The sequence below is a fragment of the Buttiauxella ferragutiae genome (genome assembly GCF_022637515.1).
GTDB lineage: Bacteria > Pseudomonadota > Gammaproteobacteria > Enterobacterales > Enterobacteriaceae > Buttiauxella > Buttiauxella ferragutiae.
The window spans coordinates 4967442-4988981 of sequence record NZ_CP093332.1; the positions used below are offsets into that span (position 1 = coordinate 4967442).

Annotated in this window: 18 protein-coding genes; 4 read left to right on the forward strand and 14 right to left on the reverse strand. The window is 51.6% G+C overall.

Going from position 1 to position 21540, the window contains the following annotated elements; genetic code table 11:
- Positions 1 to 183: 183 nt before the first annotated feature.
- The 3 genes from dinF to MNO13_RS22860 form a co-directional block, all read right to left on the reverse strand.
- The gene (gene dinF, locus MNO13_RS22850) at positions 184 to 1518 is read right to left on the reverse strand and encodes an MATE family efflux transporter DinF (RefSeq protein ID WP_121814534.1); all 1335 of its coding nucleotides are present in this window, start codon (positions 1516 to 1518) and stop codon (positions 184 to 186) included.
- Positions 1519 to 1586: 68 nt separating this feature from the next.
- Positions 1587 to 2195: a transcriptional repressor LexA gene (lexA, locus tag MNO13_RS22855; protein WP_121814535.1), complete on the reverse strand. Its 609-nt coding sequence runs from the start codon at positions 2193 to 2195 to the stop codon at positions 1587 to 1589.
- 108 nt (positions 2196 to 2303) lie between these two features.
- Positions 2304 to 2672 carry a diacylglycerol kinase gene (locus tag MNO13_RS22860; RefSeq protein WP_133523047.1) on the reverse strand — a complete coding sequence of 123 codons (369 nt, stop codon included), beginning with the start codon at positions 2670 to 2672 and terminating at the stop codon, positions 2304 to 2306.
- A 126-nt stretch (positions 2673 to 2798) separates the two neighbouring features.
- Between MNO13_RS22860 and plsB the strand changes: the two genes are divergently transcribed.
- A complete protein-coding gene (plsB, locus tag MNO13_RS22865) occupies positions 2799 to 5228 on the forward strand; it encodes a glycerol-3-phosphate 1-O-acyltransferase PlsB (RefSeq protein ID WP_241939349.1) in 2430 nt (809 codons plus the stop codon).
- Positions 5229 to 5321: 93 nt separating this feature from the next.
- On the opposite strand, the gene ubiA is transcribed toward plsB, so the two are convergent.
- From ubiA to malK, 5 genes are all read right to left on the reverse strand, one after another.
- On the reverse strand, positions 5322 to 6194 hold the full coding sequence (ubiA, locus tag MNO13_RS22870; RefSeq protein ID WP_064541248.1) for a 4-hydroxybenzoate octaprenyltransferase: 873 nt from the start codon (positions 6192 to 6194) through the stop codon (positions 5322 to 5324).
- A complete protein-coding gene (ubiC, locus tag MNO13_RS22875) occupies positions 6194 to 6703 on the reverse strand; it encodes a chorismate lyase (protein WP_064541251.1) in 510 nt (169 codons plus the stop codon). The genes ubiA and ubiC overlap by 1 nt, the downstream gene beginning before the upstream one ends.
- Positions 6704 to 6954: 251 nt before the next feature.
- The gene (malM, locus tag MNO13_RS22880; protein WP_064541254.1) at positions 6955 to 7929 is read right to left on the reverse strand and encodes a maltose operon protein MalM; all 975 of its coding nucleotides are present in this window, start codon (positions 7927 to 7929) and stop codon (positions 6955 to 6957) included.
- 144 nt (positions 7930 to 8073) lie between these two features.
- Positions 8074 to 9390, reverse strand: coding sequence for a maltoporin (locus tag MNO13_RS22885; protein WP_064541256.1), 1317 nt, complete (start codon positions 9388 to 9390; stop codon positions 8074 to 8076).
- Between the two features lie 44 nt (positions 9391 to 9434).
- The gene (gene malK, locus MNO13_RS22890; protein WP_064541259.1) at positions 9435 to 10544 is read right to left on the reverse strand and encodes a maltose/maltodextrin ABC transporter ATP-binding protein MalK; all 1110 of its coding nucleotides are present in this window, start codon (positions 10542 to 10544) and stop codon (positions 9435 to 9437) included.
- Between the two features lie 389 nt (positions 10545 to 10933).
- Here malK and malE point away from each other — a divergent pair, with 389 nt between their 5' ends.
- The 3 genes from malE (at position 10934) to malG (ending at position 14740) form a co-directional block, all read left to right on the forward strand.
- Positions 10934 to 12124, forward strand: a complete 1191-nt coding sequence (malE, locus tag MNO13_RS22895; RefSeq protein ID WP_064541261.1) for a maltose/maltodextrin ABC transporter substrate-binding protein MalE — start codon at positions 10934 to 10936, stop codon at positions 12122 to 12124.
- Between the two features lie 168 nt (positions 12125 to 12292).
- Complete coding sequence (gene malF / locus MNO13_RS22900; RefSeq protein WP_121814537.1) at positions 12293 to 13837, forward strand: maltose ABC transporter permease MalF; 1545 nt, start codon at positions 12293 to 12295, stop codon at positions 13835 to 13837.
- 12 nt (positions 13838 to 13849) lie between these two features.
- On the forward strand, positions 13850 to 14740 hold the full coding sequence (gene malG, locus MNO13_RS22905) for a maltose ABC transporter permease MalG (RefSeq protein ID WP_241939350.1): 891 nt from the start codon (positions 13850 to 13852) through the stop codon (positions 14738 to 14740).
- 85 nt (positions 14741 to 14825) lie between these two features.
- Here the strand turns inward: malG and psiE are convergent, their stop codons facing one another.
- From psiE to pgi, 6 genes are all read right to left on the reverse strand, one after another.
- Complete coding sequence (gene psiE, locus MNO13_RS22910; protein WP_064541267.1) at positions 14826 to 15233, reverse strand: phosphate-starvation-inducible protein PsiE; 408 nt, start codon at positions 15231 to 15233, stop codon at positions 14826 to 14828.
- Between the two features lie 134 nt (positions 15234 to 15367).
- The gene (locus MNO13_RS22915; protein ID WP_064541270.1) at positions 15368 to 17464 is read right to left on the reverse strand and encodes a YjbH domain-containing protein; all 2097 of its coding nucleotides are present in this window, start codon (positions 17462 to 17464) and stop codon (positions 15368 to 15370) included.
- Positions 17464 to 18240: a capsule biosynthesis GfcC D2 domain-containing protein gene (locus MNO13_RS22920; RefSeq protein ID WP_241940097.1), complete on the reverse strand. Its 777-nt coding sequence runs from the start codon at positions 18238 to 18240 to the stop codon at positions 17464 to 17466. The genes MNO13_RS22915 and MNO13_RS22920 overlap by 1 nt, the downstream gene beginning before the upstream one ends.
- Before the next feature lie 38 nt (positions 18241 to 18278).
- Positions 18279 to 18917 (reverse strand): YjbF family lipoprotein, encoded by a 639-nt coding sequence (locus tag MNO13_RS22925; protein ID WP_064541274.1) that lies wholly within the window; start codon positions 18915 to 18917, stop codon positions 18279 to 18281.
- Positions 18918 to 18980: 63 nt separating this feature from the next.
- Positions 18981 to 19226, reverse strand: coding sequence for an exopolysaccharide production protein YjbE (gene yjbE, locus MNO13_RS22930; protein WP_064541276.1), 246 nt, complete (start codon positions 19224 to 19226; stop codon positions 18981 to 18983).
- A 379-nt stretch (positions 19227 to 19605) separates the two neighbouring features.
- The gene (gene pgi, locus MNO13_RS22935; RefSeq protein WP_241939351.1) at positions 19606 to 21252 is read right to left on the reverse strand and encodes a glucose-6-phosphate isomerase; all 1647 of its coding nucleotides are present in this window, start codon (positions 21250 to 21252) and stop codon (positions 19606 to 19608) included.
- Positions 21253 to 21540 lie beyond the last annotated feature (288 nt).

A 21540-nucleotide genomic window follows, 5' to 3' on the forward strand; every position in this document is an offset into this window, starting at 1 on the left:
AAGGATATGGCTGTGAGGGGAAAACTAAGAACATTGAACCACAGAAGTAACAGAAATGATGCTGACTTGCCCCAAAATCAAGTGGCAAATCAGCATACTGGAGTGCGATTAAAAGCGCGTCAGAAGTTGTAACTAACTATGAGTTGTAACTAACTATGAGTTGTAACTAACTATGAGCTGTAACTAACCAGGAGTTCCAGCCGGAAACCAGCTGTTATCCCGCCAATGGCGACGCCAAATCCATCCCAAAGACAGTCCGCGCAAAGCCAGGAACACAGCCACGGATAACCACAGACCATGATTTCCCAGATAAGGCACGGTGAGCAACGTCAGCCCAAATCCCAATGCCGCAACCGCCATGCTGTTGCGCATTTCCGTACCTCGCGTTGCGCCAATAAACATGCCGTCCAGCAAATAACACCAGACACCAACAACGGGCAAAACAATCTGCCAGTGCAAGTAGCGGTCTGCCTGTAGCTGCAATTCAGGGATAGAGGTAAGAAGCGAAACAATGTGCTCACCAAACAGCGCATACACAGCGGCGAACATAAGAGCGACTAAGCCCGCCTGGCGACATGCAGCGCCCCATACTTCGAGCAATTGACCACGGTTTTTAGCGCCAAACGCCTGCCCGGAATGGGCTTCAACGGCATAGGCGAACCCATCGAGCGCATAGGCGGTGAAGGTTAATAGCGTCATCAACACGGCGTTAACCGCGACGATTTCGCTACCTAACCGCGCGCCAAAGATAGTGACTGAGGCGAAACAGACCTGTAGCAACAGCGAGCGCAGCATGATGTCGCGATTGAGTGCCAGCAGACGCCGCACATTCCCGCGCCAGGACTCTTTGAGCATCTCAAAGCTGATTCCGCGCAAACCCATGACCTTTTTCACCATCAGCAAACCAATGATAAACGTCGCATATTCTGCGGTGACGGTGGCGAGTGCCGCGCCCTGAACATCCATGTGTAGCCCCATAACCAGCCACACATCCAGCACGATATTCAGTACGTTTCCGACAACCAGCAAGATAACTGGCGCACGCGCATACTGAACGCCTAACAACCAGCCCAACAAGACCAGGTTGGCAAGCGAGGCTGGCGCACTAAGCCAACGTATTTCAAGGAATCGCCGGGCCTGCAACAAAACATCTTCATTGCCGCCGACGATATGCAAGGCCAGGGATATCAGCGGTTCACGCAGTAAGACGATCGCCACCCCTGCTCCTAACGCCAATAGCAAGGGCTGAACCAGTGCACGCGCTAAAGCAGAGGGATTATTGGCACCAAATGCCTGGGCAGTTAAACCGGTGGTGCTCATGCGCAAAAACAGCAACAGCATAAATAAGAAGCTGGTTGCCGTCGCACCAATAGCGACACCGCCAAGATAAACAGGGCTATCCAAATGACCAATTACCGCGGTATCAACAAGGCCCAGTAAAGGCACGGTGATGTTGGAAAAAATCATGGGTAAGGCGAGGCGCCAGAGAGCTCTGTCAGCCGTCGAGAAAAATCGCATGGCCAATCCAGGAAGAGATAAGAGAATTAAGACGATGATGCGCATTAAAGCGCATCATCTGGAGAAGTTTACAGCCAGTCGCCGTTGCGAATTACCCCAACCGCCAACCCTTCAATAGAGAAGCTATGTTCGCGCAGGTCAACCACAATAGGTTCAAATTCGCTATTTTCAGGCAGAAGATGAACGGTATTACCCTGCTGCTTTAAGCGCTTAACAGTCACTTCGTCGTCAATACGCGCCACCACAACCTGGCCGTTACGCACATCCTGAGTTTTATGAACTGCAAGCAGGTCGCCGTCCATAATACCGATGTCTTTCATAGACATCCCGCTAACGCGCAACAGGAAATCGGCATTTGGTTTAAACAGTGATGGGTCAACCTGGTAATGGCCTTCGATGTGCTGTTGTGCAAGGAGTGGTTCCCCCGCAGCAACACGCCCAACCAGCGGAATACCGGTAACTTCTTCCACCAGCAAGCGGATACCGCGCGACGCACCAGAGATAATCTCAATGACGCCTTTACGGGCAAGTGCTTTCAGGTGCTCTTCAGCGGCGTTCGGAGAACGGAACCCCAGACGTTGAGCAATCTCGGCACGAGTCGGTGGCATGCCGGTCTGGCTGATATGATCCCGAATAAGATCAAACACCTCTTGCTGCCTGGTAGTTAACGCTTTCATTCCGCCCCCTGGGTGTTTATACAGTTATGCTGTGAGTATATACAGTCAAAGGCGATTTTGGAACCACAAATTGAGCAAAAAACCAGGGACTTAACTATTCTGGAAAGATCATCGCAAATGCGGCCAAAGCAGTGTGACCCAGGTAATAACTGCGAGGATAATGGCGATTAATACGGCAGCAGACCCCATGTCCTTGGCTCGTCCTGAAAGCTCGTGGTAATCGGTACCAACACGGTCAACAAGCGCCTCGATAGCGCTATTGAGAATTTCGACAATCATGACCAGCACAACAGAACCAATCAGTAAAATACGGGTGATAGGGTCAACATCTAACCAGCAAGCGATGGCGATGGCGATGAGCGCGCTAACCCCTTCCTGGCGGAAAGCCGCTTCGTTAATCCAGGCTGCTTTGAGCCCTTTCCATGAGTAGCCTGCGGCTTTGATGATACGGGTAAGTCCAGTGGTACTGCTCGCCATTTTGGGAAACCTTTTCAAATTATTTGGGTCAATGCTTATCTATATTGCAACGCCACAGAAATCTGAGCCAGATTCTGATATTCTTGCGGCGAATTTGCATCATTAACCTGAGGCTTTACATCGTTTATGTCAGGCTGGCCAAGAATCTACTACAAATTACTTAATTTACCATTAGGCGTTCTGGTAAAGAGCAAGTCCATTCCGGCAGATCCACAAGCCGAACTGGGCTTAGATCCCACACGCCCGATTATGTATGTCCTGCCGTATAACTCCAAGGCGGACTTATTAACGCTGCGCGCACAATGTCTCGCGCATAACTTGCCCGACCCTCTCGAGCCGTTAGAAATCGACGGTGCGGTATTGCCGCGCTATGTCTTTATCCATGGCGGCCCGCGTGTTTTCACTTATTACACGCCAAAAGAAGAGTCGATCAAACTGTTCCACGATTACCTCGACTTACACCGCAGCAATCCAAATCTGGATGTGCAGATGGTGCCAGTATCGGTGATGTTTGGCCGCTCCCCTGGGCGCGAAAAAGGCGAAGTGAATCCGCCATTAAAGATGCTGAACGGCGTCCAGAAATTTTTCGCTGTTTCCTGGCTTGGGCGCGACAGCTTTGTGCGTTTCTCCGCTCCGGTTTCGCTGCGCCAGATGGCAACCGACCACGGTACAGACAAAAAAATCGCCCAAAAACTGGCTCGCGTAGCGCGTATGCACTTTGCTCGCCAGCGTTTAGCGACTGTCGGCCCGCGTCTGCCGGTACGCCAGGATCTGTTCAATAAGCTACTGGCCTCAAAAGCTATTGCTCGTGCAGTAGAAGATGAAGCGCGCAGCAAGAAAATCTCCCATGAAAAAGCCCAGCAGAATGCTGTTGCTTTGATGGAAGAGATTGCCGCTAACTTCTCGTATGAAGCCGTGCGTTTGACTGACCGCGTGTTAGGTCTGACGTGGAACCGTTTGTACCAGGGCATCAACGTTCATAACGCTGAACGCGTGCGCCAACTGGCTCATGACGGCCACGAGATTGTCTATGTGCCCTGCCATCGCAGCCACATGGACTACATGCTGTTGTCCTACGTGCTTTATCACCAGGGACTGGTTCCTCCGCACATCGCAGCGGGTATCAACCTGAACTTCTGGCCAGCCGGCCCGATTTTCCGCCGCCTCGGTGCGTTCTTTATCCGCCGTACCTTTAAAGGCAGCAAACTCTACTCCACCGTGTTCCGTGAATATCTGGGCGAGCTGTTTAGCCGTGGCTATTCCGTTGAATACTTTGTGGAAGGTGGCCGTTCTCGTACCGGGCGTTTGCTCGACCCGAAAACCGGTACGCTGTCGATGACCATCCAGGCCATGCTGCGCGGCGGTACTCGCCCTATTACCCTGGTGCCAATTTACATTGGCTACGAGCATGTAATGGAAGTGGGGACTTACGCGAAAGAGCTGCGTGGCGCGACCAAAGAGAAAGAGAGTTTCATGCAGATGGTGCGCGGGCTGAGTAAGCTGCGTAACCTCGGCCAGGGCTATGTTAACTTTGGCGAACCGATGCCGCTGATGACGTTCCTGAACCAGCGTGTTCCAGAGTGGCGCGATTCAATCGACCCGATTGAGGCCATCCGCCCGGCATGGTTGACGCCAACTGTCAATGAAATTGCCGCTGAACTGATGGTGCGTATTAACAATGCCGGTGCGGCAAATGCCATGAACCTGTGCTGTACCGCGCTGTTGGCCTCGCGTCAGCGTTCACTTACCCGTGAGCAACTGACCGAGCAGCTCAACTGCTACCTGAGCCTGTTGCGTAATGTGCCGTATTCACCGGACGCGACCGCACCAGACCAGCCAGCAGAAGCGCTGATTGAACACGCATTGCAGATGAACAAGTTTGAAGTTGAGAAAGACACCATCGGTGACATCATCATTCTGCCGCGCGAGCAGGCGGTTCTGATGACATATTACCGTAACAACATCCTGCATATGCTGGTGTTGCCTTCTCTGCTGGCGGCAATTATTACTCAACATCGCCGTATTGACCGTAACGAACTGCTGCGTCAGGTCGAGCTGCTTTACCCGATGCTGAAGGCTGAGCTGTTCTTGCGCTGGAGCACGACCGAACTTGCTGGTGAAATTGACATCATGCTCAATGAACTGGCTCGTCAGGAACTGGTGACACTGGCAGGCGATGAAGTGCAGATTAATCCTGCTCGTTCACGCACCATGCAGCTGCTGGCAGCAGGTGTTCGCGAAACGCTACAGCGTTATGCGATTACCTTCTGGCTGCTGAGCGCAAATCCGTCGATTAACCGTGGGACACTGGAGCGTGAAAGCCGCACCGTTGCCCAGCGTTTGTCTGTTTTGCATGGCATTAATGCACCGGAGTTCTTTGATAAAGCCGTCTTCACCTCGCTGGTTTTAACCTTGCGTGATGAAGGCTATATCAGCGATACCGGGGATGCAGAGCCTACTGAAACCATGAAGGTCTACCAGATGTTGGCAGAACTGATCATGCCGGATGTGCGTTTGACGATTGAAAGTGCGACGTCGCAGGCTGCGACTGAGTAAAAAATCTGGCGGATGACGCGATTGCTTATCCGCCCTACGGTTCGACTTGTAGGGCGGGTAAACGAAGTGTCATCCGCCATTTAATTTCTGATATTAGAAGTGCACGTAACTCAACACCAGGCCAATAAACAACACCAGCCCAACGTAGTTATTATTCAGGAATGCGCGGAAACAAGCATCGCGATCGCGATTCGCCGTCAAACGCTGCTGATGTATAAACAGTGCCCCCGCCAGCGCAATAGACCAGTAGAATGCCCCGCCTAATCCGTTTAACCAGCCAATCACCGCCAGCAAAACCATCACCGCAATCTGCAAAATCCCGATAATCACATTGTCATAGCGCCCGAACAGTATCGCCGTGGATTTGATGCCAATTTTCAGGTCATCATCGCGATCAACCATCGCATATTGCGTGTCGTAAGCGACCGCCCAGCAAATATTGGTCAAAAACATCAGCCAACAACTTAGCGGTACAGATTCGCTAACCGCAGCAAATGCCATCGGGATGGACCAACCGAACGCCGCACCCAACACCACTTGTGGCAAATGGGTGTAACGTTTCATAAAGGGATAAACCCAGGCTAATGCTAACCCCGCCACCGACAATAAAATTGTCATCGTGTTAAGCGTCAGCACCAGTAAAAACGACAGCAACACCAGTACCACAAACAGGATACGCGCTTCTTTTTCGCTGACTGCTCCGCTCGGTAGCGGACGGTGGGCGGTGCGTTTTACGTGGCCATCAAACTTGCGATCGGCGTAGTCGTTTACCACACAACCCGCGGCGCGCATCATCCAGACTCCGGCGATAAACACACATAAAATGGTCAGTGGTGGGACACCCGGTGTCGCGAGCCATAACGCCCATAAAGTGGGCCATAACAGTAAAAGCGAGCCAATCGGCTTATCCAGCCTCATCAGGCGTTGCCAGGCCTGCCATTTGCCCTGTTTAAGACTCCACTCCATTATTTTTCCTCTGCATACAACGGCGAAGCGGGAAGGAATAGTTCGGTCAGCACCAATGGCTTTCCGGCTAATCTCAGACGGGAACGACGCCCCCACAGCTCCGCACTACGACCAATCTCAATAAAATCCCGTGTCAGGGATGATGCACTAAATAGATAACGCCCGAGTGGCGTGGTGCCGAGCTGTTGCAAAGCCAGCTCCGGCCCTTCAAGAGTGGATTCTGGTACAACGGTGCGCCCCAGCAACCAGGGTTCATCGTCACCGCAGAGCACAACTTCACGCAGCCAGTAGCGTTTGGCTTCAGGCATCATATCAGCTTCCGGAAAATCGACAGGTGAATCGAAAAAACCTTCACGCACAATACGAACAGTGACTCGCGAACAATACTGTTCAAAGCGTTTAGTCATTGAGTCTTCAAGCAACAACCAGTCAAGAAGCGATGCGCTCAGCTCCTCTGGAATCGTAGCCTCAAAACGTAAGGCGCGCAGTGGCGAAAGCGCGTCAGACATGTGAATTTCTCCGAAACAAAACCGGCAGTCATTGTAACGCAGAATGGGTATAGCGGGGGATTCAAAACACCTTCTAAATCATTCGAGTTGAATCAAGGCGGCAAACGAACGAATCCCTATGAGCTTACTAGAGTAAGTGATTAGGGTGAGTGAGAGCAGCCAACGCCGAGGCAGCTCGAAATATGACGGGCAAAAAAAGGTGCGCTCAGTGAGCGCACCAAACCTCAAACATCAGCACTGCGGGGAAACGCTTACCCCTTGCCTTTTACACTGCTGATAAAAGTTTTACGGGCAGTAGTCGAGCCCAGGCGTTCAGCTTCATCCAGTAGTTTCAGGGCTTTATCAACATCACCTGCGGCTACTGCTTGTTTGATTGCCTGGTTGAAATAGGTTTCCGTATCACTCAGCACGGGCTCTTTTTTCGCAGCTGGAGCCACTACTGGCGCAGGTGCCGGAGCTGGAGCCACTACGGCGGTTGTTGCCACTGCCGCAGGTGCAGTGTAAGTGGTGGCTGGTGCGGCGGTATTACCGACCGTTACCGGGCCTGGGCCTGATGAACCAAACAGCGGCCCAACTAAAATACTGGAACTTGAAGAAGTTTTGACCTTCAGTGAAATTTCACCTTCAGTACCATGGCGTGCAATCGGATCAGGAATATCTGGTACCGCATTACCGTTGCCCCTGGCATAGGCTTTTGCAGGGTCAACCATCGTGGTGGTTTGTTGCAGGTCTTTATTGGTGGTGAACACCAACAAATAAAGTTTTTGTTGCCCCAATGCTGGGGTTAATTTCATGACGCCTTCCAGGCGATTTAAAGACAACACTCCCGGTTCCTGATAGGCAAAGAAAGCCGATGGGAAATAAGCAGCAGGCGTCATGTTTTGGTCAAATACCAACACGTTTGGTGCAAATACCGTATCTTTATTCACGATACTTGAGAGCGTAATCGTCAGCTCCCCGATACTTGCCGGTACGCTGTAGGCCGCAACTGGCCCGGTGATATCACCGGCATTCAAGCTCTGGCCGGTGGTTGCGAGATTAGTCTTTTGGGTTTGGGTTTGATCAACCGGGATCCATTGCAACTGTTGCAATGCGGAAGACGGGATAGCAGGTGCAGCAGAAAGATCCTGCGGCACGATATTAACATTGGCCAGGCTTAAGCCAGGCATGCTTGCGAACAACCCTGCGGATAAGCAGAGTGCCAGGAGACTTTTTTTCATTTTCATTGTTATCAACCTCAATGGGAAATCGGTGGAAAGTTAGCCAGGCAATAGCGCTTTCCATCGAAACAGGCATTGGCATACAAGGGTAATAACGAGGGGCTCAGTGGCGAACCCCTCATCGTTTCATAACATTAGGTTAAAGCCGTATTACCACCAGATTTCCATCTGGGCACCGAAGGAGAACTCGTCGTTATCGCCGCGGCTGGTAGAGAAGTTACCGTTACCAGTGTTGTCTGCGATGGCAAAGCGAGTGGCGTCGCCGTTAGCGTCTTTCGCGTAACCCCACTGCTCATCCCAACGGGCATAAGTTGCAAACAGACGCAGTGCCGGACGTGACCAGATGCTGTCACCTGCTTGCCATTGTTGTGCCAGGGTAATTTTGTACTGACCGTTGCGATCGCCAGTTTCCTGGGATTTCACGTTGTCGTAGCCAAGTTCCAGCAAGGTACTCATGATTGGCGTCCATTTGTACATTGGACGAATACCGATGGTGTACCATTCAGTCCCCTGGTTATCATCCATATCCAGGTTCTGGTACATACCGACATACATCAGGTCCCATTTGTCTGCCAGCGTGATTGCGCCGTGGTCGAGGACACGGATCATGCTGCCGTCGTTGTTAACGCTACCGCCCTGCGCCTGGCCTTTGCCCTGCGAAGTCATAGAGTCAGTTGCATACTGCACAACGAATTTGTTAAAGCCTTTCAACATACTTTGCGTATGTTCTGCAGTCAGCATCCAACCATCTTTCGACGCACCTGGTTCCAGGTAGTAATCGTCAGGAATGTTGGTGTGACCGTAATCAACGCCCAGCTCCAGTGTGCCGCCGTCGTTAATTTCTAAACCAGCCCAACGCACGTCAAACACGTCGTTTGGTACTTTATTGTTATATGTACGCTCGCCAGTAGCCGGGTCGAATTCCGCATTCGCAGAAGAACCGCCAGACTCTGTAGAACGAGTGGCCGCGAAGGAAAGTTTGCCTGCGCCGACATCAATGTTTTCCAGACCCGCACCAGGACCAGAAATATCCCAGTAGTAGAAGTCAATCATGTGAACGTCATGACGTTGGTAGAAACGCTTACCTGCCCACATGTTTGCGCCTGGCAGAGAATCGATAAGGTTTTTACCCTGCACGTTGAATTCACGAATGGCTGGAGTGTTATCGTTTTCCCAGTCGTTCAACTGTGATGAGTTGTAGGCAATGTTGGAGTCGAAGTAGAAGCTCTTATCGCCTTCTTTCCACACTTCCTGGCCTAATTTAATTTCTGCGTAAGTATCACATTCGTTACCCAGACGATATTTAGATTGAGCACCAGTTGCCTGGAAGCATTCTTGTGGTCCGCCGCTACCGGTCCAGCCGATACCAGAACGGGCGTAACCGTGGAAGTCCACAGCCAGAGCCTGAACAGACATAACGCCTGCTGCTACGGCAACTGCCAGTGGGAGTTTGCGCAGAGTAATCATCGTTCTATCTCCTGAATCATTGCTTTTCTTTTTTATGGGAATGCTTAAACACCTGGCTCTTGATGCAGCCGACGACATGCAGTGCCATCCTCACGGAACAGATGGCAACGCTCTGGCGGCAAGCCAATAGCGAATGTGGCACCCTCTTTTACCAACACCACGTCATTCTGGCGGTACACCAGGTTCTGACGGATGGCGGGGATTTGGATGTGAATCTGAGTTTCATGACCGAGTTGCTCAACCACCTGAACTTCGCCTTCAAGCGTGACGTCAGCGATATCGCTTGGCAGCAGATGTTCCGGGCGAATGCCCAGAGACATATTGGCGCCGACCTGGACTTCTTTGCTCTCTACCGGCAGCCAAACTTGCTGACGGTTTGGTAATTCAACCTGTACCTGATCAATCGCAGTGGCGGTCACTTTCACTGGCAGGAAGTTCATTTTTGGCGAGCCAATAAAGCCCGCAACAAAACGATCCGCCGGGTAGTGATACAGCTCGAGCGGTTTACCAACTTGCGCCACGCGGCCTGCGTCCAGCACCACAATTTTGTCGGCCAGCGTCATCGCTTCGACCTGATCGTGGGTGACATAAACCATGGTGCGTCCAAGACGCTTGTGCAGTCGGGAGATCTCAATACGCATCTGCACACGCAGTGCCGCATCAAGGTTAGAAAGTGGTTCATCGAGCAGGAAGACACGCGGTTCTGCCACCAGCGTACGGCCAATGGCAACACGCTGACGTTGTCCGCCAGACAGTGCTTTTGGGCGGCGATCTAATAAATGGGCCAGCTGCAACGTTTCTGAAACTTGTGTGACTCGCTGATTAATTTCGCTTTTCTTGGCACCGGCCAACTTCAGCCCAAAGGACATGTTTTCTGCAACAGAAAGATGGGGATACAGGGCATAAGACTGGAACACCATGCCAACACCGCGCTCTGCGGGAGGAATGTCGTTCATGCGAGTTTCACCAATGAACAAATCACCACTGGTGATGGTTTCCAGCCCAGCGATCATGCGCAACAGTGTGGATTTACCGCAGCCTGACGGACCAACAAAAACTACAAACTCACCTTCCTGGATGTCCAGATTGATATCTTTCGATACCACCACATCCCCCCAGGCTTTTGTTACGTTCCGTAGCTGTACGCTTGCCATGTACTTCTCCCTTCATTCATTCCGTCACGATGCTAATGGGCAGGTGATTCAAGATGTGTCGGACTATGACGGATCTATACATTTGGTAACTCCTCCACCCTGATGTTTTTTATGGGGGAGGAGGCGGGAGGATGAGAAGTGAGTTTCTGCAACCGGTTACAGTCGGCACAAGAGATTTTCGTGATCGTGGTTTCAAAAAACCGGGTGGTTTTGTGTGCTCCAGGACACATAACTGCCAGTTATGTAACGGGGATCACAGATAATCGGGGTGGGGCGTAGGGCTAAGGAGGATGAGAAGCACTTGCCATCTGCGCAAACTGGCAACCGTAACGCCACTAGCTTGACCTGATGTATCCACGCGCAAACCACCATTCAAAGGATGGGAACATATGAAAATTAAAACTGGCGCCCGCATCCTCGCTCTGTCTGCCCTGACAACGATGATGTTTTCCGCCTCTGCACTGGCAAAAATAGAAGAAGGCAAACTGGTCATCTGGATTAACGGTGACAAAGGTTATAACGGCCTGGCCGAAGTGGGTAAAAAGTTTGAGAAAGACACGGGCATTAAAGTGACCATCGAGCACCCGGACAAACTGGAAGAGAAATTCCCACAAGTCGCGGCGACCGGCGATGGCCCTGACATTATCTTCTGGGCGCACGACCGTTTCGGTGGTTACGCACAATCTGGCCTGCTGGCCGAAATCACTCCAGACAAAGCTTTCCAGGACAAACTGTATCCGTTTACCTGGGACGCAGTTCGTTACAACGGCAAAATCATTGCTTACCCAGTCGCGGTTGAAGCACTCTCTCTGATTTATAACAAAGACTTAGTCCCTAACCCGCCAAAAACCTGGGAAGAAATCCCGGCGCTGGATAAGCAGCTGAAAGCCAAAGGTAAGAGCGCGTTGATGTTCAACCTGCAAGAACCGTACTTCACCTGGCCGCTGATTGCTGCTGACGGTGGTTACGCGTTCAAACTCGAAAACGGCAAATATGACGTGAAAGATGTCGGCGTGGACAGCCCAGGCGCGAAAGCGGGCCTGACCTTCCTGGTCGACATGATTAAAAACAAACAAATGAATGCGGATACCGATTACTCCATCGCAGAAGCGGCCTTTAACAAAGGCGAAACCGCGATGACGATTAACGGCCCGTGGGCATGGTCCAACATCGATAAGAGCAAAATCAATTACGGCGTAGCGCTGCTGCCAACCTTCAAAGGCAAAGCATCTAAACCGTTCGTTGGTGTGCTGAGTGCCGGTATCAATGCGGCTAGCCCGAACAAAGAACTGGCGAAAGAGTTCCTGGAAAACTACCTGATGACCGACCAGGGCCTGGCTGAAGTCAACAAAGACAAGCCATTGGGCGCAGTTGCTCTGAAATCTTACCAGGATCAACTGGCGAAAGATCCACGTATCGCCGCCACCATGGATAACGCCCAAAAAGGCGAAATCATGCCTAACATCCCGCAAATGGCCGCCTTCTGGTATGCCACACGCACCGCCGTCATCAACGCAGTTAGCGGTCGTCAGACTGTTGATGAAGCGCTGAAAGATGCTCAGGGACGTATTACTAAGTAAGTCATTCCCCCTCACCCCGGCCCTCTCCCCGCTGGGGCGAGGGAGATAACCGAGCAATCCCCTCCAGCTCAGGGGACGGTGAGAACCGCGCAATCCCCTCTCCCTAAGGGAGAGGGTTAGGGTGAGGGTGGTTTCAGATGATAAGTTGTAGAGGTAGAGGAAGACCCCATGGATGTTGTTAAAAAGAGCCACTGGTGGCAAAGCGATGTACTGAAGTGGTCAGTCATCGGCCTGATGGGACTGCTGGTTGGTTATCTTATTGTCATAATGTACGCCCAGGGGGAGTACCTGTTTGCCATCATGACGCTGATTTTAAGCTCAGCTGGCCTCTATATTTTTGCCAACCGTAAGGCTTATGCCTGGCGTTATGTTTACCCTGGAATGGCTGGTATGGGGCTGTTTGTCCTGTTCCCATTGGTTTGTACCATCGCCATCGCCTTCACCAACTACAGCAGCACCAACCAGTTGACCCAGGAACGGGCACAGGAAGTGCTGATGGACCGCCAATATCAGGCGGGCAAAACCTTTAACTTCGGCCTTTATCCGGCGGGCGATGAGTGGCAACTGGCCCTCACCGACGGAGAAACTGGCAAAAATTACCTCTCCGACGCCTTTAAATTTGGCGGCGAGCAGCACCTGAAATTGAAAGAAGCGGATGCGCTGCCAACGGGCGAAAAAGCCAATCTGCGCGTGATCACGCAAAACCGCGCGGCATTGACGCAAATCACCGCGCAAATGCCAGATCAAAGCACGCTGACCATGAGTTCCCTGCGCCAGTTTTCCGGCACCCGTCCACTGTATACGGCGGCGGATAACGGTGAGCTGACCAACAACCAAAGCGGCGTTAAATACCGCCCGAATAACGATATTGGTTTCTATCAGTCTGTTAACGCCGAAGGCAACTGGGGCAACGAGCAATTAAGCCCGGGCTACACAGTGACCATCGGCTGGAAAAACTTCTTACGTGTGTTCCACGATGAAGGCATCCAAAAACCATTTATGGCGATTTTCGTCTGGACGGTGATCTTCTCAATCCTGACGGTGATTCTCACCGTGGCTGTCGGCATGATTCTGGCGTGTGTTGTGCAGTGGGAATCCCTGAAAGGCAAAGCGATTTATCGCGTGATGTTGATCCTGCCATACGCGGTACCGTCGTTTATTTCTATTTTGATTTTCAAAGGGTTGTTCAACCAAAGTTTCGGTGAAATCAACATGATGTTGAGCTCACTGTTTGGTATCAAACCCGCCTGGTTTAGCGACCCAACCACCGCACGTTCCATGATAATTATCGTCAATACCTGGCTCGGTTATCCATACATGATGATTTTGTGCATGGGCTTGTTGAAAGCGATTCCGGACGACTTATACGAAGCTTCGGCAATGGATGGTGCAGGCCCATTCCAGAATTTCTTTAAAATCACGCTGCCGCTGCTGATTAAGCCGCTGACACCACTGATGATTGCCAGCTTTGCCTTTAACTTTAACAACTTCGTGCTGATTCAGCTGTTAACCAATGGCGGGCCAGACAGGCTCGGCACCACAACGCCTGCGGGCTACACGGACTTGCTGGTGAGCTACACCTACCGCATTGCCTTTGAAGGCGGCGGCGGTCAGGACTTTGGTTTAGCGGCGGCTATCGCAACGCTTATCTTCCTGCTGGTTGGGGCATTAGCGATTGTTAACCTGAAAGCCACCCGCATGAAGTTTGATTAAGGAGCGATTCACATGGCAATGGTTCAACCCAAATCTCAAAAGCTGCGTCTGTTTACCACGCATCTGCTACTACTGATATTTATCGCGGCAATTATGTTCCCGCTGCTGATGGTGATTGCGATTTCACTGCGCCCGGGTAACTTCGCCACTGGCAGCCTGATCCCGGATCAAATCTCCTGGGAGCACTGGAAATTAGCACTGGGCTTTAGCGTGCAACATGCCGATGGCAGCGCCACGCCACCGCCGTTCCCGGTGCTGTTGTGGCTGTGGAACTCCATCAAGATTGCGGCGATTACCGCGCTGGGGATTGTCACGCTTTCAACCACTTGTGCTTATGCGTTTGCCCGTATGCGTTTCCCTGGCAAAGCCACGTTGCTCAAAGGGATGCTGATTTTCCAGATGTTCCCGGCGGTATTGTCACTGGTGGCGTTGTATGCCTTGTTTGACCGCCTCGGCCAGTACATTCCGTTTATTGGTTTGAATACGCACGGTGGGGTGATCTTCGCCTATCTTGGCGGTATTGCGCTGCATGTGTGGACGATTAAGGGCTACTTCGAAACTATCGATAACTCGCTGGAAGAAGCGGCAGCGCTGGATGGTGCAACTCCATGGCAAGCCTTCCGCCTGGTGTTGCTGCCGCTGTCTGTGCCAATTCTGGCAGTGGTATTTATTCTGTCGTTTATCGCCGCGATTACCGAAGTGCCAGTCGCGTCATTGTTACTGCGTGACGTCAACAGCTACACCCTGGCGGTAGGTATGCAGCAATATCTCAACCCACAAAACTATTTGTGGGGCGACTTTGCTGCTGCCGCTGTGCTCTCTGCCATCCCGATTACCGTCGTGTTCTTACTGGCGCAACGCTGGCTAGTGAGCGGCCTGACGGCGGGAGGGGTGAAAGGATAAGATTATTGCTTCATCTTATGTCATGCCACTGCAAACCCTCAATTTGACTTAGTCTCATTTCCGGCGGCCTTCGGGCCGCCTTTTTTTATTCTCGTTTTAAGCGACTGCTATTACACAACCACAGCGTGATCACCAGTAACAAAATCGCCCCCGAGTAGATCAATACATCGCGCGGATCTTTATGGTCGATGATGATAAGCCGCACAATGGCGGTGATGCCGATATAGATAAAGTAACGCAGTGGGAAGTGATAACCGGATTGAAAGTACTTCACGATCAACGCGATAAATTCGAAGTAAAGAAAGTAAACCACCAGCCCTTCAATCAGCTGATACTTGCTGGCTTGATCGCTGGGCGCAAACAGCGAGGTGGCTAAGTGCAGCGTTTCTTTACCCAGGAAGATGATGAGGATTACGCCGAGCGCAAGCAACGCCAGATTGAGGACCGTTTGCATAACTTTAGCGATGAGTTCAACGCGGGGGGTGGTTGTCATAAGAACGCCTCATGTTTGGGTATCGAGGTGTTGTTATACGTTAAAACTGTGATCTGAATCTAATTTTTCTGCTTATGTTGCCCCCTCACCCCGGCCCCTCTCCCTGTGGGAGAGGGGCCGGGGTGAGGGCATGATCACCTGAAATTAATATCCCGATCGCTCGTCATCCCATACAACTCAAACTTACGACCCAGCATCTGCCCACCGTCACGCGTCAGCGGTGTCCAGCTCACTTGCGCGCGGCTGCGGGTTGGTGATGATGAGAAAAGATCCAACGGCACATTGACGTAGAAACCTTTGGTGAAATCCCCTTCCCCGTACTCTTCTTTCGACACATTAGTAATGGTCGCGTACGTCCCCACCACCACGCCGCTGTCGAAGCGTTTCGAGATCTCCAGCGTGCCGCCTTTATCTTTTGCCAGATATTGGCCAATGCTGAGTTTAACCAGCACATCTTCGGCAAACGGTGGTGTCCAGTAACCGGTGATATGGCCAGTTGGCGCGCTGTAGTCGGTGAACTTCATCATGTCCAGCGAGCTGGTCCAGTCACGCTGTTTGACGTAGTTGGCATTGGCACCAATTGCCCAGTTACTGTCGACCGGACGATACAACACTTCCGCCCCAACCCCGCCATACATGGTTTCGAGATAACCGCCGTACACCTGTCCATACCAGCTGTTGCCCAAATACTGGAAGTAGTTAGCTTGCAGGTTGTTGACGTAAATATCGTTCTCGACGTAATCACGGACGTGAGTACGTACACGCGGCAACGTCGAATCATTCGGAGGATTGGTGTAGTTAAATTTGTCGTAGTTATTGGCGATGTTGGCAAACAGACTGCCGGTGGTCAGCAAGTGATCCGTCACCCACCAGTCGGCAGTGCCCATCACGCCAACCTGATACATATAGAAGCTTTCTGGCCCGCCGACAGACTGGTTGAGCACCGGGTTAATCGCGAAATTCAGCTTCGATTTATCGATGAAATAACCCTGCTCGGTTTTCTCAGGAATGATCGGCTCAACGCGCTTTTGTACCAGTTGCGTTTCATGCCCCAGCGGCTCACCTTCAAGATGATCGCGCAGACTCGCAACGTCTGTTTCTGTCGTTACCTGCGGCAGATTCAGACGCGTTTCGGTAATTCGAACCGTGCGGATATTCTCCGGCAGGTCGTTCATGATGATACGGTTGGCACGCTCAATCCCTTCGTGGGAGTCGCGGTATTTCACCTGCTCGCCAGTCACATACAAGGTATCGCCTTTTACCTGAATATTCGGGTTCGCCAGACCGGCGTTGTATTTGAGCTGCGTGAGCTGATTCGCCACCACCGTCGGTTGCAAAATTTCATCTTGCGGTTGCGGCTGATATTGCGGGCGGCGATTATCGTTATAACCTGGGCGCAAATCGTTGAAGTTAGTGCGTAACGTGACGCCAAACATCAGGGTATTGCCACGCTCATAGCTGACGTTAACGTCGGCCCAATCGGCGACGCGGTAGATAGCACCGACGTTAAAGTTGCTACGCTGTTCGAGTTTCCCGGCAAAATCTTGCGTGTAATTATTACCTTCGTATTCCAGTTTCAGGCGCAGCGGTTGCCACGGAGTCTGGTATTCGATGCCGCCAAACAATGATGCAGGGCCATGGAACATGCCGCTAAAGTTGAACGAACCGGCCTGGTTGTAGCTGTTATCGCGATAGCAAAAACCATTGCTCACTTCGCAGAATGGATTTTTCACGTTACCGCTGGTGCCCATGTAACCCCAGCCCATTCCGAGGGTAAAATCGAACGGCCCCCAGGCTTTGCTCGCCACGATATATTCGCTGTCAAACAGCCCGGTACCGCCTAAGTCACGGAACCCTACCGCCACTTGCGGCAAGTAATACCCTTCCTCCCAAAGACGGACTTTCATGTCGAAGGCTTTATCTTTGTAGGTCTGGTCGCCCGAGAAAGCGTCGACACTACTGTACTGTTTGGTGCGCACATCGGTGTAGCGCAGCGTCGTTTCCAGCCATGGGAACAATTGCACTGAAGCCGAGTAAAAGCGGTACTGATCGTTATCGCGATAGTTGAGGCTAAATTCCCCTTCGCGCGCCATGCGGGCCGTGGGAGTTTGCAGCAAACCGACGCCGCCGAAATCCGATTGCGATGGGCCAACAGGAGCCGGGAAAGTTTCAGCCTGGCAAGCCGATGAAACTGCCAGCGCCAGCAAACTGTAGAGCGTTTTCTTCTTCATCAATCCGGTCTCCGATGCGTCAGAGAGTGAAGGATTTGCTGATTCATTTGTTCAAAATCAGAATTAAGCAGGCGCTCTTTAAAGCCGACAAACAGGATGCTTCCCGGAGTGAGTTCGACGTGGCGGTTATTCCAGTAGGCGACTGGCGCTTTTTGCGTTTTGCCATCTGGATAGATAACCCATGCAAAACTGCGATCGGCACCACTGAGTTTGTCGATGCCATCGAGATATTCATCCGCGCTGCGCCCTGCCACAAAAGGCTTCGCCCCTGGTGAACTCACCAACCCCACCAGCGTGATGGTGGCCGGCTGCACTCCTGCCCACAGGCTGTAATCGCCTTGCAGCGGGACATTGGCCCGCGGATGCACGCGTACCCAGTCGGGGTCGAGATCAACAAACTGGCGTCCGGTAGCGTGAACGGCCTGCATTTGCTGGCGCACACCGTTAATTGCCGCCGCATCATCACCGTCTTCCCCGGCGGCTAATGCGCTCAACGAAGCCAGTAATTTCTGGTGTTGTTGTTCTTCAGCCGCCGAAGCCTGGCGTTCGCTTATCACCGCACCCGGCCACCAGGCGTTCGCCAATGAAGGTTGAGTCACTAAGTCGGCCAGCCGTTCTACGTTTTTAATGGTTTGATTTTGTGGATAAATCGTCACGTTTCCAGCGGCGTAAGCGCTAAATTGAAGGGTGGATAAGCAAAATGCCGCTAAAACCCGTCGGATGACGCTGCGCTTATCCGACCTACAAAACCGTAGGGTGGATAAACGTAGTGTCATCCACCATGTGGTTGAAGAACGCGTCATAGCTTTTATTTTCATTCTTTCGCCGCCTTCAACAGAATCGTGGTGACAGGCCAATAATCAGGGCCAAGATATTGTTTTGACTGGCGTACCTGGCCTGCGCTGTCTATCCAGAAGCGGTTATGCCAGGTTTTATCCAGCGCGGTGATTTCTTCATCAAGAATGCGCACCGGCGTGGTGCTTTCAGCCACGTTCAGCGTGTCGGTGCCGTCCCAGGTAAACGTTGAACGCGCCGAAGCCATGCGTACTTGCTGGTGTTCGGTCCAGGCCATTTGCCGCGTCCAGCTTATGCCATCGACAATTTGATTCGCTTTTGCCAGCGGGTCGCTCGCCATATTGGTCACTTGCTGGAGGTTGTCACCAAGACCGGTGGTTTTTACGATGCGGCCATTTTCAGTGACGACCATCGCCCGGTCTTGCGTGACCCACTTTTGCTGGCCATTTTCGTCATACGCCAGCACGACGAATATTTGCGGGCCGTTATTGAGGCGCATGTACTGGCTGGCGTAGCGCATATTCTGGATTTCGTCATGGGTTAGCTGCACGCCATCCTCACCCACAATGCTGTGCCAAAGCGAGGTACCAAGACCTTGAGTGGTGTCGGAGCAGGCCTGAAGTAACAGGCAGACAAGAAAAGTTGCGAGTCGCTGCACGAGGTTTTCCCGGATTCGAAATAACCACACCGAAGTGTGGTTAGGGTTAAATCACCCGTGAAATTAACGGGTGCTGGTCGTGGTGGTAGTGGTGGTTCCGGTATTGGAGCCATCGCCGCCACCGGTTGCCGCAAGTGCTACACCCACTGCCGACCCGACAGTGCTGGCGCTGGTCGCAGTAGAACTACCTGCGGACACAGAAGTTGCTTGTGCGCCGGCAGCTTCACCCACCGCTACCGGGTCAGCACTCGCCGCGCCAGCAGTTGCCAGCGTGAATATGGCTAAAGCGCCATAAAGAACTTTCTTCATAACTATTTCCCTTCATTGAATGAATGGAGATTTGCCCAAAAGGAATTTCAGGCGGTTTCGAGTATACACAACTAGTAATAGTGTTAGGCCGCAGAGGGGAATATCAGCAGTGCTTTAAGATAAATGGAAATATAACAACAACCAGATATTAATTTTTATTCATATGCATATAAAACAACAAGTTAAAATATTTATAAAAAGCATATCAATCTAATTAATCCGAAAGTAAACCTCCTGAATTATCAGGATATAGTGAATTTTAGGATTAACCTCAGCGGAGAAATAAACAGATATTATGCGGCAAGGGGAATTATCTTATATTCCCCTTTAAATAAATAAGCCAGCATAACGCCGGCTTATATTTGAAGTATGACGGGTATTAGCGCCAGGACTTGTAACGGTTAATCAGACCATTCGTTGAAGAGTCGTGGCTGCTGATTTCTGCATTATCACCCAGCTCCGGCAAAATGCGGTTAGCCAGTTGTTTCCCTAATTCCACGCCCCACTGATCAAACGTGAAGATGTTCAGAATGGCACCCTGAGTGAAGATCTTGTGCTCATACAGCGCAATCAGTGCACCGAGGCTGAACGGTGTGATTTCACGTAGCAGGATGGAGTTAGTTGGGCGGTTACCTTCGAAGACTTTGAACGGTACAACGTGTTCCAGTGTTTTCGGGTCTTTACCCTGGTCGGCATATTCTTGCTCAACCACATCGCGAGCTTTGCCAAACGCCAGCGCTTCTGTCTGCGCGAAGAAGTTAGACAGCAGTTTTGGATGGTGGTCGGAAAGCGGGTTATGGCTGGTTGCTGGTGCGATGAAATCACAAGGAACCATTTTGGTGCCCTGGTGAATCAGCTGGTAGAACGCGTGCTGGCCGTTAGTGCCCGGCTCGCCCCAGATGATTGGGCCAGTCTGGTAATCAACAGCGTTGCCGTTACGGTCAACGTATTTACCGTTGGATTCCATGTTGCCTTGCTGGAAGTAAGCCGCAAAACGGTGCATGTACTGGTCGTATGGCAGAATCGCTTCGGTTTCAGCACCAAAGAAGTTGTTGTACCAGATGCCGATCAGCGCTAACAGCACTGGCAGGTTTTGTTCTGCTGGCGTATTGGCGAAGTGTTTATCCATGGCATGCGCGCCGGACAACAGTTCAACAAAGTTTTCATAGCCGACAGACAGAATGATCGACAGGCCGATCGCCGACCACAGGGAGTAACGGCCACCGACCCAGTCCCAGAACTCAAACATATTGGCAGTATCAATACCAAACTCACCGACAGCTTTCGCGTTGGTCGACAGCGCAGCAAAGTGTTTCGCAACGTGTTTGTTATCGCCAGCAGTTGCCAGGAACCAGTCGCGCGCGCTGTGGGCGTTGGTCATGGTTTCTTGAGTGGTGAAGGTTTTAGAGGCTACCAGGAACAGCGTGGTTTCCGGGTCAACGTTCTTCAGCACTTCAGCGATATGCGTGCCATCAACGTTAGACACAAAGTGCATGTTGAGGTGGTTTTTGTACGGACGCAGCGCTTCGGTCACCATGAATGGGCCAAGATCAGAACCGCCGATACCGATGTTAACCACATCAGTAATCGCTTTACCGGTGTAGCCTTTCCAGTTGCCGCTAATAATGCTTTCGGAGAAGGTTTTCATCTTCTCAAGCACTGCGTTCACTTCTGGCATCACATCTTTGCCATCAACGACGATTGGCGTGTTGCTACGGTTACGCAGCGCTACGTGCAGCACAGCACGGTCTTCAGTACGGTTAATCTTCTCACCAGAGAACATGGACTTAATTGCGCCCTGCAAATCAGTCTCTTTCGCCAAAGCCTGCAGCTTCGACAGGGTTTCTTCGGTGATGCGGTTTTTGGAGTAATCCACCAGCATTGAATCGTCGAAAGTAGCGGAGAACTTAGCAAAACGGTCGGCATCCTGCGCGAAAAGCTCAGCGATGGTGACGTCTTTCATTTCGTCAAAATGCGCCTGCAAAGCCTGCCATGCAGCGGTCTGCGTTGGGTTGATATTTTTCATAGCGATACCCTTTTGATTTGAGAACTGTGACTGCGGTCAATTGTATATCCACAAAACGGGATTTGTGATGATTTTTCTACCCTTGTATCGGGAATACCGTTTCAGATTATGTGCCAGCTAAAAAGTCGTCGCGCCTGGTTCCGCCCACGCAGAGCGCGTCTACACTGAGAAAAACAGTATGGCTTCGTAATCCAGGTAAGGTAAAAAATTTACGGAACTGTCCGTACCTCTTCTATTGGTGATTATCACCATCAGCTCACTGGCGGCACGATGGCTGGCGTGGGCGGC